Here is a 14,703-nt window from a genome sequence, read left to right as displayed (position 1 = left end):
GCGCACCGCTAACGCCAGCCGAAGACCTGGGTCCAGTAGTAGGTGCCGTTCGCGGCGCGCTGCACGCCCGTGCCGAGCGCCTTCACGCCGCAGTTGAGGATGTTGGCCCGGTGCGGCGGGCTGGCCATCCAGGCCGCCATGACCTCGGCGGTGCCGGAGTAGCCGTGTGCGACGTTCTCGCCCGCCACGGCGTGGTAGCCGGCGGCGCGGGAGCGGCTCCGGAAGGTCGAGCCGTTCCAGCCGAAGTGCCCGAAGTCGCCGGTGGCGGCCATGTAGTGGCTCTGCCGGACGGCCGCGACGGTCAGTTCCTCGTCCAGGGCGACGGCGGGGCAGCCGTGGCGCAGCCGAGCCCGGTTGGTCGACTCGAACACCTCTTCGCCGAGCACCGGGTAGGTGGTCGGCCCGGCTCCGCCCCTGGCTGCCACGGCCGCCGGGATCGTGGTCTCGGCGTGCGTGGGTGTCGCCACGATCCCTATCAGCGCGACCGGCGCGGCCGCGATCAGGGCGAGACATCGTACGGAACCGAACACTTGCTGCCTCCCGATCCGCGCTGGGCGCGTGTTCGCCCGGCATGGCTATCGGATCGGCTTTTTGGCAGTATGTCCTTTCTTTGCCCGTTTACAACGTATCGACCCGCAAGGCTGTTAGCCTGTGGGGATGGTGGGCGGAAGCCTGATCTCGGCGCCTGCCCCCGCGTCTGGGGCATATGTCAGCCGAACGGAACCTCCGTGCCCGGCGGCGATCGCCTCGGCCAGCAGCATCCACACCGCGGTGCTGCGGCGGCGGTACGGCGGCTCGGGGAGGGCCAGCATCCCGGCCATCAGCTGCTCGTCGGTGAGCTGCTCGGACTGCCGGGCGGTGACCCGCACCGTCCAGCCCTGTCGCCCGGCCGATGCCCGTACCGTTGCGGACCGGTCGGCCGCGCCGCTGGCCACCGTGCCGATCACCGCGTAGAGGAGATCCCGCAGCAGCGGGGCGTCGGCGGACAGCGGTGGCCCGGAATCGGCTTGTACGGTCGCGTCCGTGTAGGGCTCCCGGCTGGCCAGCAGCTCGGCGGCCTCCGCGATCAGCGCGGGGAGTTCGACGACGGTGCGCCGTGGCTCGAGGTCGCCGGTCTGCAGCCGGCCGACCAGCATGAGGTCCTCGACCAGCGCGAGCATCCGCTCGGTGTTGCGGCGCACGGCCGCCAGCGCGACCGAGCGCTCGGCCGGCGCGAGGCTGTCGGTGTCCAGGCTCTCGGTGAACGACGCGATGGTGGTCAGCGGCGTCCGTAGCTCGTGCGAGACGACCGCGAGGAACCGGGCCTGCTGGGCCCCGCCCGCGGGTGCCCGCGACGGCGTACCGGGTTCGGGGGTCATCGAACCCTCATCGACGGGCCCGGCGGCGTAGGCGCACGCTGAACTATAACTTTCCGTATATGAACGGACACGTCACGCTATCGTGGTTTTGGGCATTCATCTTTTCGCCCTCCGTCTTCGCGGGGGACGCAGGTAAGACGCTGACCGATGCAGCCACCGTGCCGCGCTGGCCGGGCAGCCGCGTCAGGCGACGCAAGGTTGGGGGTCACGGTGGTTAGAGCATGAGCAGGTTGCTCGTGGTCGAGGACGACCCGGACATCGCGTTGGCGCTGCGGCTTCTGTTCAGCCGGGCCGGCTATGAGGTGGCGCACGCCGGCGACGGCCGCGCCGGCCTCAAGGAGGCCTACGCCGAACACCCCGACCTGGTGGTGCTCGATGTCGGCCTGCCGGAGATGGACGGCTGGCAGGTCCTCGAGCGGCTCCGGGACGTGTCCGACGTACCGGTGCTGGTGCTCACCGCGCACGGCCAGGAGGCCGAGAAGGTACGCGGCCTGCGCGGCGGCGCCGACGACTACCTCACCAAGCCGTTCGCCAACAACGAGTTGCTCGCCCGGGTCGAGGCGCTGCTGCGCCGCTCGTCCAGCGGGCAGAACAGCTGGGCCAGCCAGATCTACGACGACGGGCTGGTGCACCTCGACCCGACCAAGCGCCGGGTCTACGTCAAGGGCGACGAGAAGCGCCTGACGCCCACCGAGTTTCGGCTGCTCAACGCCCTGGTTCGGCACGCGGGCGCGGTGCTGAGCCCGAACCAGCTGCTCACCCAGGCCTGGGACGACCCGACCGGCATCGGCCAGGAGCGGGTCAAGTTCGCCGTCCTCCGGCTACGCCGCAAGCTCGGCTGGTCGGATCCCGACGAATCGCCCATCGAATCCGTGCGCGGATTCGGCTACCGCTACCGGCGTGCTGGAGGCGACACCTGAGCCGGTCGAGGTAGCAGTCCGGGTGTCCTCAGATGAGGAGCCGGTGGGTCGATGAGGGCAGTGGGATACGAGCAGGAGGTAGTCGTGGAAGACCTTGGTGAGATCGTCGGCGAATTCCTGATGGAGAGCCACGAGAACCTGGACCAGATCGACCGGGATCTCGTCGCACTCGAACAGGAGCCGGGATCGCGTGACCTGATCTCGCGCATCTTCCGGGCAATCCACACGATCAAGGGCACGAGCGGGTTCCTGGCCTTCACCCGGCTGGAGACGCTCGCACACGCCGGCGAGTCGCTGCTGTCGCGGTTGCGCGACGGCGTGCAGCCGGTGACGCCCACCACGATCACGACCCTGCTCGCCACGATCGACGGCGTCCGCGCGCTGCTCGAGGCGATCGAGCAGGACGGCAACGAGGGCGAAGTCGACGTCGACGCCATCATCGCGGCGGTGCACGCGCAGATGAACGCGACCGGCGCGGAGGCCGGCCCCGTCGTCAGGCCTGCCGTCGAGCGCGCCGAGGCGCCGGAGCCGCTCGAGGAGCTGCCCGCACGCGCGGTGGAGCCGGTCGAGGGGCAGCGCAGGCCGCTCGGCGAGATGCTCGTCGAGTCCGGCGCCGCCGCGCCCGGCGACGTCGGCTCCGCGCTGCAGCAGCAGCTGGAGGGCGACGAGCGCAAGCTCGGCGCGATCCTGCTGGAGGAGGGCAAGGCCGCGCCGGCCGCGGTCAACGAGGCCCTGCAGGCGCAGACGCCCAAGCGCAGCGTCGCCGACAGCGCGATCCGGGTCGACGTAGACCTGCTGGACGGCCTGATGAACCTGGTCGGCGAGCTGGTACTGGCGCGCAACCAGCTGGTCCGCGGCGTGATGGAGACCGGCGACTCCGGCCTGGTCCGCAGCGCGCAGCGGCTCGGCATGATCACCAGTGAGCTGCAAGAGGGCATCATGAAGACCCGGATGCAGCCGATCGAGCACATCTGGTCGAAGCTGCCCCGGGTCATCCGCGACCTGAGCCAGTCGCTCGGCAAGAAGGTCGAGCTGGTCATGGAGGGCAAGGAGACCGAGCTCGACCGCAGCCTGCTGGAGGCGGTCAAGGACCCGCTGACCCACCTGGTGCGCAACGCCGTCGACCACGGCATCGAGGAGTCGGACAAGCGGGTCGCCGCCGGCAAGCCGGCGGAGGGCACGCTGACCCTGCGGGCCTACCACGAGGGCGGGCACGTCGCGGTCGACGTTGCCGACGACGGCGCGGGCATGGACGTCAACCGGATCGCCGAGAAGGCGATCGAGAAGGGCCTGCTCCGCCCGGAGCAGGTCGCCACCATGGACAAGCGCGAGATCATGGCCATGGTCTTCCAGCCGGGCTTCTCCACCGCGGCGAAGGTGACCAACGTGTCCGGCCGCGGCGTCGGCATGGACGTGGTCAAGACCAACATCGAGCGGATCGGCGGCGCGGTCAGCGTCGACTCGACGCTGGGCGAGGGCACGGTCTGGCGCCTCACCATCCCGCTGACCCTGGCGATCATCCAGGCGCTGACCGTCGACTGCGGCGACCAGCGCTACGTGGTGCCGCAGGTCGCGGTCCTTGAGCTGGTCTTCATCGACGGCCAGTCCACGAAGATCGAGTACGCCTCCGGCGCGCCGGTGTACCGGCTGCGCGGCAAGCTGCTGCCGCTGGTCCGCCTGGACCGGGCCCTCGGCCTGGACGTCGGCGGCGACCAGGGCGTCTACATCATGGTTCTGCACGCCGACGGGCGCCGCTTCGGGCTGGTCGTCGACCGCGTCCTCAACACCGAGGAGGTCGTGGTCAAGGCCCTCAACAGCCGCTTCAAGGACATCGGCCTGTACGCCGGCGCCACGATCCTGGGCGACGGCAAGGTCGGCCTCATCCTCGACATCTCCTCGCTGGCCCGCCGCTCGCACCTGACCGCCGAGTCCGACCGCGAGAACCTGGTCGGCACGTCGCGCGCCGGCAACGGCGCCGGTACGGGCGAGCGTCTGCTGGTCACCGCGGTCGGCGAGCGCCGGGTCGCGATCCCGCTGGACGCGGTCACCCGGCTCGAGGAGTTCCCGCGGAGCCGCATCGAGCACGCCGGTTCCCGCGAGGTCGTTCAGTACCGGGGGCAGATCCTGCCGCTGGTTCGCCTGTCGCACCTGCTCGGGGCGTACAGCGAGATGGAGGAGGGCGAGACGGTGTCCGTGGTCGTGTACAGCGAGGGTCAGCGCAGCGTCGCCCTGGTCGTCGACCGGATCGTGGACATCGCCGAGAACTCGACGACGGCGCGCCGCGAGGCGGAGGAGGACGGCCTGGTCGGCACCGCGGTGATCCAGCAGCGGGTGACCGAGCTGCTCGACGTGCGCCGGGCCATCCTCGCCGCGGATCCGAACTTCTACACCGAGTCGGCCGACGAGATGCTGGTGGAGGCCTGAGATGGCGAGCCGTCAATTCGCAACCTTCGAGGTGGCAGACCAGCTCTTCGGTGTCGAGGTCGACACCGTCCAGGAGGTGCTCTCGTACAACGAGTACACCCCCGTGCCGCTCGCGCCGCCGGCCGTAGGCGGGCTGTTCAACCTGCGTGGCCAGGTGATCGCCGCGGTGGACCTGCGGGTGCAGCTGGGCCTGGCCCGGCAGGCCATGGAGGGGCCGGTGATGAACGTGATCCTGCGGGGTGACGGCGAGCCGGTCAGCCTGCTGGTCGACCGGATCGGCGAGGTCGTCGACCTCGACGACGAGGCCTTCGAGCCGCCGCCGGACACGCTCAGCGGCCCCACCCGGGAGCTGGTGGTCGGCACCTTCAAGCTCGACGGGCGGCTGATGCTCGCCCTCGACGTCAACCAGGCCGTCGACACCTATCGAGCCACCACCTGATGTACAGCCTCGTCAGTGCCCCCGTCCTCGGCTTCGACCTCACCCGCTTGGGTGGCGGGTCGGCGACCGCCGAGGTGCTGCTGCGCGCCCTGCGTCTGGGCGTCGGGGACCTGCCGGTGCTGGCACAGCGGCTGCCCGACGAGGGGGTGCGCGGCCCGCTCTGGGTCGAGGTGGAGAGCGCCGCGCGCCGGATGCCCAGCCTGAAAGGCATGAAGTCGGACGACCCGGCGAGCTCGCTGGCGCTGGTGGAGCGCGCGCCGATCGGCTCGGTGGACGCGCTGCTGACCTGCCTGCGCTACGACGTGATGGCCTGGACCTGGCACGGCACCGGCCGCGACGCGACACAGAGCGAGGACGCCGCCGCGGCGACGGCGCTGCTCTGCGACGCGGCCGTGGCCAGCTACCTGCGCGAGGTGCTGGACGACACCACCCGGCGGATGCTCGGCGCGGGCTGGGTCGCTGCGGTGCGCAAGCTGCCCGCCGGCAAGCCGATCGACCTGGGCCCGCACCACTACGCGGTGTCCGCGCTGCTGGATCGGCTCCGGTCGCTGCGCGCCAACGACCTGACCCGGCTGCTGCAGTCCGCCGAGGACGCCCGGCGCAACGCCGGCGGGTGGTCACCGGCCGTGCACTCGGCGTCCTGGGCCGCCTACCTCTCGGACCGGGTACGCACCGCCGCCGCGGCCCAGATGCTGCTGGTGCAGGCGATGGACACGGCCGCGATCCCGGTGGCCGACCGCGCGGGCGGCGTCTGGAACATGCTCAGCGGCGCGGTGCAGGCGCTGGTGGTCCGCGACCTGTTGGACACCGCCACGGCACACCGGCTGCTCGCGCCGGTCGTCGCGGCGCTCGGCCCAGCGTGGCTCGGGTGAAGGGCCGGGTGAATCCATGATCAGAGTTCTGGTCGTAGACGACTCCGTCGTCGTGCGGCGGCTCATCGTCGACTCGCTGACCGGCGCGCCGGAGATCGAGGTGGTCGGCACCGCCGCGAACGGCCTGCTCGCCCAGGCCAAGATCGATCAGCTCAAGCCGGACGCGGTCACGATGGACATCGAGATGCCGCAGATGAACGGCATCGAGGCGGTCCGCGAGCTGCGCAAGCGGCACAAGCACCTACCCGTGATCATGTTCAGCACGCTCTCGGCGGCCGGAGCCAGCGCGACGCTGGAGGCGCTGTCAGCCGGCGCCACCGACTACGTGACCAAGCCGAGCAACGTCGGCTCGATCCAGGAGTCGATCGCGGCCGTACGCGAGCAGCTCGTTCCCAAGATCCATGCACTGGCCCGGCGCAGGTCCGTCACCGGCCCGCCGACCCGGCCCGGCCCGCCCGCCGGCCGCCCAGGGCTGGCGCCGCCGCCCGGAGGCCGGCCTGGCGCGCCCGTGCCCGGCCGTCCCGGCCTGGCGCCCGCCCGGCCCGGGATCGCCGGACCGCCCCGCCCGGTGCGGCGCGGCCCGCCGGTGCGCGTCGACATCCTCGCGATCGGGTCCTCGACCGGCGGCCCCGACGCGCTGACCAAGGTGCTGCAGGCGATGCCGACGGACCTGCCGGTGCCGATCGTGGTCACCCAGCACATGCCGCCGGTGTTCACCAAGATGTTCGCCGAGCGACTCGACCGCAGCACGCCGCTGCGGGTGTTCGAGGCCGCCGACGGCATGGAACTCGCTCCCGGCACGGTCTACATCGCACCGGGAGACAAGCACCTGGTGCTGCAGCGCCGCAGCACCGCGACCCTGATCCAGCTGAGCGGCGCGCCGCCGGAGAACTCGTGCCGTCCGGCGGTCGACGTGATGTTCCGCTCGGTGGCGTCGATCTTCGGGGCGTCGGCGTTCGCCACGGTGCTCACCGGCATGGGATATGACGGACGAGGTGGTTCCAAGGTGCTGCGCGAGGCAGGTGCCGAGATCATGGCGCAGGACGAGGCCAGTTCCGTGGTGTGGGGCATGCCCGGCGCCGTGGTCGGCGCCGGCCTCGCCGACGAGATTCTGCCCCTGGACCGGATCGCCGCCGCGATGATCCAGCGGGTCCAGACCGGCCGTGTCTCCCGGCCGGCGGCGGTGAGCCGGTGACTCTCTCGGCAGCGGACTTCGCGTTCGTCTCGGCCATGGTCCGGCGGGAGGCGGCGATCGTGCTCGCCCCCGGCAAGGAGTACCTGGTCGAGGCGCGGCTCATCCCGGTGGCCCGGCAGGTCGGCGCGGAAAGCGTCGCCGCCTTCCTGGCGAACCTGCAGCGCCGCCCCAACCCCGCGGACCAGCGGCGGATCATCGACGCGCTGACCACCAACGAGACCTCGTGGTTCCGCGACCGCGAGCCGTTCACGGCGATGACCGACGTGGTGCTGCCGGAACTGGTGCGCACCCGGGCGTCGACCCGCAAGGTGCGGATCTGGTCGGCGGCCAGCTCCAGCGGCCAGGAGGCGTACAGCCTGGCGATCACGCTGCAGGAGAACCTGCCGACCGGCTGGTCCTACGAGATCATGGGCAGCGACATCTCCACCGAGATGATCAAGCGGGCCGAGGCGGCCGAGTACAGCCAGGTCGAGGTCAACCGCGGCCTGCCCGCCACCCAGCTGGTCCAGTACTTCGAGCGCGCGGGCGCGCACTGGCGGGTAACGCCCGGCCTACGGCGCAATGTCTCGTTCCGGCTGATGAACCTGACCGCACCGCTGCCGTCGATGCCGCCGTTCGACGTGATCTTCCTTAGGAATGTGCTCATCTATTTCGACGTCGCGACGAAGAAGTCTGTGTTGCGCAACGTCGCCCGGCTGTTGCGACCGGACGGCTGGCTGTTCCTCGGAGCGGCCGAGACGACCATCGGCATCGACGAAAACTATGAACGGGTAGCGGCCGGCCGGACCTCTGCCTACCGAGTGCGGAGCGCGGTACCGGCCGGTGCCGCCAGGAAGGGGTGAGCCGCGGTGCGAGCCATGGTGATCGACGACTCCCGCGCGATGCGCATGATTCTCAAGCGCATCGTCGCCAAGCTGAACTTCGAGGCGATCGAGGCCGGTGACGGCCAAGAGGCCCTCGACCTGCTCGCCACGATGACCGAGGTGCCGGAGCTGGCCCTCATCGACTGGAACATGCCCAACATGAACGGGCTCGAGTTCGTGACCAAGGTCCGCGCCGAACCGCGGCTGCGCGAAATGACGCTGGTAATGGTCACGACAGAGAGTGAACAGAGCCAGATCGTCCGCGCACTGGCCGCAGGAGCACACGAGTATGTGATCAAGCCCTTCACGGAGGGCGCAATGATCGAAAAGCTGGCCCTGCTGGGCCTAGTCCCGACCGGAGCGAACTCATGAGTCGAGAAAACCTGGTAGGCGAGGACGACCTCGCCGAGATGGTGGAGCAGGTCTGGGTCTCCTATCTCGATCCAGAAGGCGTCAGCCCGCTCGTCCTCAACGGTGACGCGTCGCAGCTGTCGGAGGTGCACTCGACGGTGTCCATCACCGGCACCTGGCACGGGCACCTGGTCTACGCGTCGTCACGTAAGGCCGCCGAGAAGGCCGCCGCCGCGTTCCTGGCCATGGAGCCGGAGGAGGTCGGCCAGGACGACCTCTCGGACGTGCTCGGCGAGCTGGCGAACATCGTCGGCGGCAACGTCAAGGCGATGCTGCCGGCCGGCTGCTACCTGTCCCTGCCGACCGTGGTGCTGGCGCCGGACACGGCGTCGTACTACCCGGCGGCCGAGCGGATCACCGGCCTCTACGGCGTCTGGGACGGCGAACCGGTGTCGATCTCGATGTGGCAGAGCGTGAAGCAGGAGGCGAGCGCATGAAGATCCTGATCGCCGACGACAGCCGGGTGATGCGGCAGATCGTGAGCCGGACCCTGCGGCAGGCGGGATTCGGGGATCATGACCTGGTGGAGGCCGCCGACGGTCAGGAGGCCGTCGACAAGGCGATCGCCGAGAAGCCGGACCTGGTCATCTCCGACTGGAACATGCCGGAGCTGACCGGGATCGAGGTACTGCGCAAGCTGCGGGCGGCCGGCAACAACGTGAAGTTCGGCTTCGTCACGTCTGAGTCCACGCCCGAGATGCAGCAGGCGGCGGAGGCCGCAGGCTCGGCCTTCTTCATCGTCAAGCCCTTCACCGCCGAACGTTTCGACGAGGTCTTCTCACCTATCTTGGGATGATATAGCTATGTCTGACACCTCGGTTATCCCTGCCGCCCTCAGCGTCCGCAACCTCTTCGAGGACCTGCTCGGCCGGGACGTCAACGTCGCCTCGGGCGACCCGATGACCGCGGAGGACCTGCCCACCGGCGTGATCGCCCTGTACACCGACGCCTCGCAACAGCTGTATGCGGTGCTCGGCCTGCAGCTACCCCTGGCGGCGAACGCCGGAGCGGCCCTCGGCCTGCTCCCCGCCGGCGCCGCCGAGGACAGCATCGAGGAGGGGAAGCTCTATCCGAACCTGGCCGAGAACGTCTTCGAGCTGTGCAACGTGCTGACCAGCCTGCTCAACCGGGAGGGCGCACCGCACGTCAAGCTCTACCAGGTGATCTACCCGGGCATGCCGCTGCCGAACGACGCGCGCGCGCAGCTGCTCGCCCTCGGCAAGCGGCTCGACCTCACCGTCGAGGTCACCCGCTACGGCAAGGGAAAGCTCTCGCTCTCGCTGGTCTGAAACACGGCCGACTCTGGCGCCCCGCTGAAACTGCGCGGGGCCCTTTCCTGTGACCCGGGGCCGGTGCGCTGGGGCAGGACCACCGCCGGGTGGTAGGCGAGGTCTTCGTCGCGCCGCAGGCGGTTCGCCGCCCGGCTCAGGCCGCGGCGGGCCGGGACGAACCGCTGCGGCGCCGAGCTCACGCCGTATCGCAGCAGCGCCGCCGGGTTCGGGCGGCCCGCGCCCGACAGGTCGTAGCCGCAGGCCACCAGCCGGGATCCGAGCGCGGCCTCACAGAGCGCGATCTCCTCGGCGGTCAGCCGCGTCTGCCAGCTCTGCACCCGCTGCGTCGTCACCGGCGCGTGCGTACGCGCATGCCAGGTCTTGAACGACGGCACCGCGACGTCCGCGACGGCCGAGGGCTCCGCCATCGCCGGGTCGTACCGTTCGCCGAGGTAGGCGCAGAGCTTGGCGAGGCCGGCGTGCGGGTCCGCGACCAGGTCCTCGTAGCGCACCTCGTGCCACTGCGCGGGGCCGAGGCGCCGGGCGGCCCGGCGCGCGTCGTCAACGGCCCGGGACCACGCCGCGACGGTCGCGTAGATGTCCTGACGGTGCCAGGACATCTCCTTCAGCGAGGCGACACAGTCCCGGCCGTCCCGAACGATGTTGATGAACTGCGCGTCCGGGAAGAGTCGCAGCAGGACGTCGACGTTGTTCAGGTACGCCGGGCGCTTGTCGCCCCACCGCGGCTTGCCGAAGCGGGCCGCGTACCGCTGGAAGACGGTGCCCAGCGCGGAGCCGAGCGTGCCCGGGCCGGCCGTGATCCGTTCGGTGATGTCGTCCGCGTCGAGCCCGAGGTCGCAGAAGCGGGTCTCGCGCCGGTGGATGATCCAGTGGGCCAGCGCGCGCCGGTTGGCGGCCTCCGAGAGGTCGCCGAAGAGCCGCCGCTCCCAGTACGCGTTGAGCGTGAACCGCGTCTCGGGCGGAATCGCGATCCGTGGGTGGGCGTGCAGCATGAGCTGGAGCATCGTGGTGCCCGACCGCGGGCAACCGACGACGATGATCGGACGATCAGTCACCAGAGGCAACATATCGTACTAAGCGGAAACTATTAACGAATAGCCAACGAGTGTCGTTAACAGGATGAATCAGGCCGGCGGTCCGGCCTCCGGCTCCACCGACGTCGGCGTGGTCGGGGTGCCCGACTCCTCCGTCCTGCCGTATCCGGCCGTGATGAAGCGCAGCCCGGCGAGCAGGACCGCGGCGATCGGCACGGCGATGAGGAAGCGGATCAGCACCTGGCTGATGTCGATCTCGTCGGTGACGTAGCGGTACAGCGCCGGTGCGCTCATGAGCAGCGCGAAGAGCAGGACGGAGGGCCGGATCACGGGCTACCGGCCCCGGGCGGGCCGCCGCGGAAGGGCGGGCATCGGGACCACGTCCGAGGCGATCCGCGCGCACAGCATCGCGGCCCAGGCGTGCGGGGTGGCGGGCTTGCCGTCCAGCGAGACGACCGGCTTCTCCAGGCCGAGCACCGTGCCCGGGTCCGCGGTGAGGTCGAGGCCGTGCGCCACGAGCGCCTCGATGTCGCCGAGCATCCGCAGGTGCCGGGCCGTGTCCGCGGTCTTGCGCGTCGCGTCGACCACCGCCCAGACGGCGGTGGCGCCGAGCGCCTCGCACATGTCGCTGATCCAGATCGGGTCGGTCCCGCCGACCTTCGCGTCGACCACCACGATCCAGGCGTGGTCGGCGTTCTGCAGCCGCTCCGCCCTGGTCGCGGCGGCCGGCGGATCGCCGAGCACCCGCGACGAGTGCATGCCGGTGCCGGCCGCGGACGGCCCGCCGAGCAGCAGGTGCGACTCGGCGATGCCAGCCTGTTCGCAGAGCTTGCGGCCGAGCGGCAGCGCGTGGTCCAGGTCGCCGAGGAGGACCAGGATCTCGCCCGGCGCGTCCGGGACGCCCGGCGCGGCGGGGCGGGAGGCCAGCACGCCGAGCACGCCCGAGTAGGTGTCGCCGCCGACGATCTGCGCGACCATCTCCTCCGGCATGCCGACCATCATGAGGTTGCGCTGCACCGGATCCGGGTGCAAGGGCCGCAGCGTGGCCGGCGGTTGCGGCATCCCCTGCGGCGTGGTTCCCGGCGCGCCGAGACCGAGGCCGGCCAGCGTCTCGGCCAGGTCGGCCGCGGTCGTCGCGGTCGTCGCCGGCGCGCGGCCGTATGCCGCGGCCGCCCGGCCCGGGGCGGCGGGCTCCCCGGTCACGTTCAGGCCGCCCATCAGCTCGGCGAGCGACGGTACGGGCGGCAGCGGCCGAACCCCGCCGGTCGCGCCGCCGTTGACCGGGAAGCCGGTGGCCCGCGCCGGGCGGAACGGCCGCACCGTCGGCCCGTCCTCGGGTTGTTCCGGCTCGACGGCGGGGTGCGGCCGGGGCCGGGACCACGCGGGGTCCTCCGCCTTGTCGAGGCCGGCCATCAGCTCGGCGAAGGCGGCACCCGGGTCGGTGACCTCCCGTCCGCCCTCGCGGCCGGGCCGGCCGACGGCGGAGGCGGCGTCGCCCATGCCGGCGTCGCGGCCCGTCCGGCGGTCGTCGTCGTCCGGCGCTATCCGGTCACCGGACTCGGCCCGGGCCAGCAGCTGCTCCAGCGACTGCGCCGGCTCCGCGGCCCCCGCCGGCCGGCTCTTCGGCGGTTCAGCGCGTTCGTCGGCGTCGGGTACCTCGACCGACAGCTCGTAGCGCTGTTTGGCGAAGAAGCCGCCGAAGCCACCGGTACGGACCTTGTCGGCCGAGATGATCCGGACCGATGAGCCGTACTCATCGCGCACCTGGGCCAGCAACGGCTCGATCGCCGGCCCCTCAAGCAGTACCCGCGTAGGCACCGTTCACCACCCCCATGGTCTCGATCTGTGCGGAAGAACCAGAGATCTCGGAATAGGACAGCACCTGCACGCGGCGGGAACCTGCGCGCAGGAGACGCAACATCGGCAGCCGCAGCTGCGGGGAGCAGGCCAGCACCGGCGTGATGCCCTGCTGTTCGGCGGCCTCGACGAGCTGGCCGGCCTCGGTGACAATCGCCTCGGCGCGCATGCCGTCGATCGCCATGAACGCACCGGTCTCGCTCGGCCGCAGCGATTCGAGCAGCCCCTGCTCGAGCATCGGGTCGAGGGTGATGACGGACAGCCGGCCGCCGGTCGCGTACTGGGCGGCGATGGCCGGGCCCAGCGCCGCGCGGGCCGCCTCGACGAGGCCGTCGTGGTCGACGGAGACCTTGGCGCGCAGCGACAGCGACTCGAAGATCCGGACCAGGTCGCGGATCGGTACGCCCTCGTCCAGCAGCGCCTGCAGCACCCGCTGGATCTGGCCGAGGCTCAGCAGCGTCGGGGTCAGCTCCTCGACCACTACCGGGTGGGTGCGCTTGACCATCTCGGTCAGGGACCGCACGTCCTCGCGGCCGAGCAGCCGGCTGGCGTTCTGCCGGACGATCTCGGCCAGGTGCGTGATGATCACGGAGGCCCGGTCGACGACGGTCGCGCCCGAGAGTTCCGCCTGGTAGTGCAGCTCCGCCGGCACCCACTTGCCGGCCAGGCCGAAGACCGGCTCGACGCCGGCCCGGCCGGGCAGCGCCTGCAGCCCGTCGCCGATCGCCAGCACCGTGCCGGGCGGGGCCTGGCCGGTGCCGGCGTCGATGCCGCTGATCCGGATCGCGTACGAGGAGAGCGGCAGGTCGAGGTCGTCGCGGGTGCGCACGGGCGGCATGACCAGGCCCAGCTCGAGCGCCATCTTGCGGCGCAGCGCGCGGACCCGGTCCAGCAGGTCGCCGCCGTTGCTGTCGACCAGGTCGACCAGGTCGGGGGAGAGCGCCAGCTCGAGCGGGTCGACGCGCATCTCGCCGATCAGCTGCTCGGGCGAGTCCGGCGACGGGCGTTCGACGTCGGCGACCGGTGTGCCCTCGCCCTCGGGGACCGGGTCCGGTATCCGCTGGGCCACCAGCAGCACGACCGCGCCGATCACCAGGAACGGCACCGGGGGCAGGCCGGGGATGATGCACATGGCGAGCGCCGCGCCGCCGGCGATGCGCAGCGCCAGCTTGTTCTGGCTCAGCTGGGTGGTGACGCTGCTGCCCATGTCGCCCGAGGTCGCCGAGCGGGTGGTGATCAGGCCGGTGGCGACCGAGAGCAGCAGCGCCGGGATCTGGGAGACCAGGCCGTCGCCGACGGTCAGCAGGCTGTAGTGGTTCATCGCCTCGGCGGGCGACATGCCCTCCTGGAGTATGCCGATCGTGAAGCCGCCGACCAGGTTGATGACGGTGATGATGATCGCGGCGATCGCGTCGCCCTTGACGAACTTGGAGCCACCGTCCATCGCGCCGTAGAAGTCGGCCTCGGCGGCGACGTCGGCGCGGCGCTGCTTCGCCTCGACCTCGTCGATCAGGCCGGCGTTCAGGTCGGCGTCGATCGCCATCTGCTTGCCCGGCATGGCGTCGAGGGTGAAGCGGGCGCCGACCTCGGCGACGCGCTCGGCGCCCTTCGTCACCACGACGATCTGCACGATGATCAGGATCATGAAGATGACCAGGCCGATGACGAGCGAGCCGCCGACCACGAAGCTGCCGAACGCGTGGATGACCTTGCCGGCGTCGCCGTCGCGCAGCACCAGCCGGGTGGCGCTGATGTTGAGCGCGAGCCGGAACAGCGTGGCGACCAGCAGCAGGGCCGGGAAGACGGAGAAGTCGAGGGGCCGCTGAACGAACATGGCGATCAGCAGGATGAGCAGGGCGCCGGTGATGTTGAGCGCGATCAACATGTCGAGCAGGAAGGTCGGCAGGGGTACGACCATCATGACGATGATGCCGATGACCCCGATGGGCACGGCGAGCTTGCTGAGGTTGCGGTTCTTCACAGCACCCCCTCCACCTGCTGATACTCCCGCAGCGATGGGTATGATGTGAGGAATTCT

16 protein-coding genes are annotated in these 14,703 nt (G+C 70.9%); 10 read left to right on the top strand and 6 right to left on the bottom strand.

Annotation, left to right across the window (positions count from 1 at the left end; all coding sequences use genetic code 11):
• Positions 1–8: 8 nt before the first annotated feature.
• On the bottom strand, positions 9–530 hold the full coding sequence (locus ACIBSW_RS05250) for a CAP domain-containing protein (RefSeq protein ID WP_354724139.1): 522 nt from the start codon (positions 528–530) through the stop codon (positions 9–11).
• 114 nt (positions 531–644) lie between these two features.
• Entirely contained in the window at positions 645–1,358 is a 714-nt protein-coding gene (locus ACIBSW_RS05245) for a histidine kinase dimerization/phospho-acceptor domain-containing protein (protein ID WP_354724141.1), read from the bottom strand.
• 221 nt (positions 1,359–1,579) lie between these two features.
• Between ACIBSW_RS05245 and ACIBSW_RS05240 the strand changes: the two genes are divergently transcribed.
• The 10 genes from ACIBSW_RS05240 (at position 1,580) to ACIBSW_RS05195 (ending at position 9,771) form a co-directional block, all read left to right on the top strand.
• Positions 1,580–2,278 (top strand): response regulator transcription factor, encoded by a 699-nt coding sequence (locus ACIBSW_RS05240; RefSeq protein WP_184988542.1) that lies wholly within the window; start codon positions 1,580–1,582, stop codon positions 2,276–2,278.
• A gap of 84 nt (positions 2,279–2,362) precedes the next feature.
• A complete protein-coding gene (locus ACIBSW_RS05235; protein WP_354724143.1) occupies positions 2,363–4,702 on the top strand; it encodes a chemotaxis protein CheW in 2,340 nt (779 codons plus the stop codon).
• A gap of 1 nt (position 4,703) precedes the next feature.
• Positions 4,704–5,141, top strand: coding sequence for a chemotaxis protein CheW (locus ACIBSW_RS05230; protein WP_184988549.1), 438 nt, complete (start codon positions 4,704–4,706; stop codon positions 5,139–5,141).
• Complete coding sequence (locus ACIBSW_RS05225; RefSeq protein WP_354724146.1) at positions 5,141–6,013, top strand: hypothetical protein; 873 nt, start codon at positions 5,141–5,143, stop codon at positions 6,011–6,013. The genes ACIBSW_RS05230 and ACIBSW_RS05225 overlap by 1 nt, the downstream gene beginning before the upstream one ends.
• 16 nt (positions 6,014–6,029) lie before the next feature.
• Entirely contained in the window at positions 6,030–7,208 is a 1,179-nt protein-coding gene (locus ACIBSW_RS05220) for a chemotaxis response regulator protein-glutamate methylesterase (protein ID WP_354724147.1), read from the top strand.
• A complete protein-coding gene (locus ACIBSW_RS05215; protein ID WP_354724149.1) occupies positions 7,205–8,050 on the top strand; it encodes a protein-glutamate O-methyltransferase CheR in 846 nt (281 codons plus the stop codon). Before ACIBSW_RS05220 ends, ACIBSW_RS05215 begins: the two co-directional genes overlap by 4 nt.
• Before the next feature lie 15 nt (positions 8,051–8,065).
• Positions 8,066–8,443, top strand: coding sequence for a response regulator (locus ACIBSW_RS05210; RefSeq protein ID WP_221478700.1), 378 nt, complete (start codon positions 8,066–8,068; stop codon positions 8,441–8,443).
• Positions 8,440–8,919 carry a chemotaxis protein CheX gene (locus ACIBSW_RS05205; protein ID WP_354724151.1) on the top strand — a complete coding sequence of 160 codons (480 nt, stop codon included), beginning with the start codon at positions 8,440–8,442 and terminating at the stop codon, positions 8,917–8,919. The genes ACIBSW_RS05210 and ACIBSW_RS05205 overlap by 4 nt, the downstream gene beginning before the upstream one ends.
• Positions 8,916–9,278, top strand: coding sequence for a response regulator (locus ACIBSW_RS05200; protein WP_354724153.1), 363 nt, complete (start codon positions 8,916–8,918; stop codon positions 9,276–9,278). The genes ACIBSW_RS05205 and ACIBSW_RS05200 overlap by 4 nt, the downstream gene beginning before the upstream one ends.
• Before the next feature lie 7 nt (positions 9,279–9,285).
• Complete coding sequence (locus ACIBSW_RS05195) at positions 9,286–9,771, top strand: hypothetical protein (protein ID WP_354724155.1); 486 nt, start codon at positions 9,286–9,288, stop codon at positions 9,769–9,771.
• Here ACIBSW_RS05195 and ACIBSW_RS05190 read toward each other — a convergent pair.
• The 4 genes from ACIBSW_RS05190 to flhA all read right to left on the bottom strand — a co-directional run bounded on the left by ACIBSW_RS05190 (position 9,735) and on the right by flhA (position 14,646).
• Positions 9,735–10,829: a sulfotransferase gene (locus ACIBSW_RS05190; RefSeq protein ID WP_354724157.1), complete on the bottom strand. Its 1,095-nt coding sequence runs from the start codon at positions 10,827–10,829 to the stop codon at positions 9,735–9,737. The genes ACIBSW_RS05195 and ACIBSW_RS05190 overlap by 37 nt on opposite strands.
• A gap of 69 nt (positions 10,830–10,898) precedes the next feature.
• Entirely contained in the window at positions 10,899–11,138 is a 240-nt protein-coding gene (locus tag ACIBSW_RS05185; protein WP_354724159.1) for a hypothetical protein, read from the bottom strand.
• Positions 11,139–11,141: 3 nt separating this feature from the next.
• Entirely contained in the window at positions 11,142–12,626 is a 1,485-nt protein-coding gene (locus tag ACIBSW_RS05180) for a hypothetical protein (RefSeq protein WP_354724161.1), read from the bottom strand.
• Positions 12,604–14,646, bottom strand: a complete 2,043-nt coding sequence (gene flhA / locus ACIBSW_RS05175; RefSeq protein ID WP_354724163.1) for a flagellar biosynthesis protein FlhA — start codon at positions 14,644–14,646, stop codon at positions 12,604–12,606. The genes ACIBSW_RS05180 and flhA overlap by 23 nt, the downstream gene beginning before the upstream one ends.
• Positions 14,647–14,703: the final 57 nt, after the last annotated feature.

This window comes from Actinoplanes sp. NPDC049668, from assembly GCF_044465445.1.
Taxonomy (GTDB): Bacteria; Actinomycetota; Actinomycetes; order Mycobacteriales; family Micromonosporaceae; genus Actinoplanes.
The sequence above is the reverse complement of the archived record's forward strand: the minus strand, read 5'-3'. Positions and strand labels throughout refer to the sequence as shown.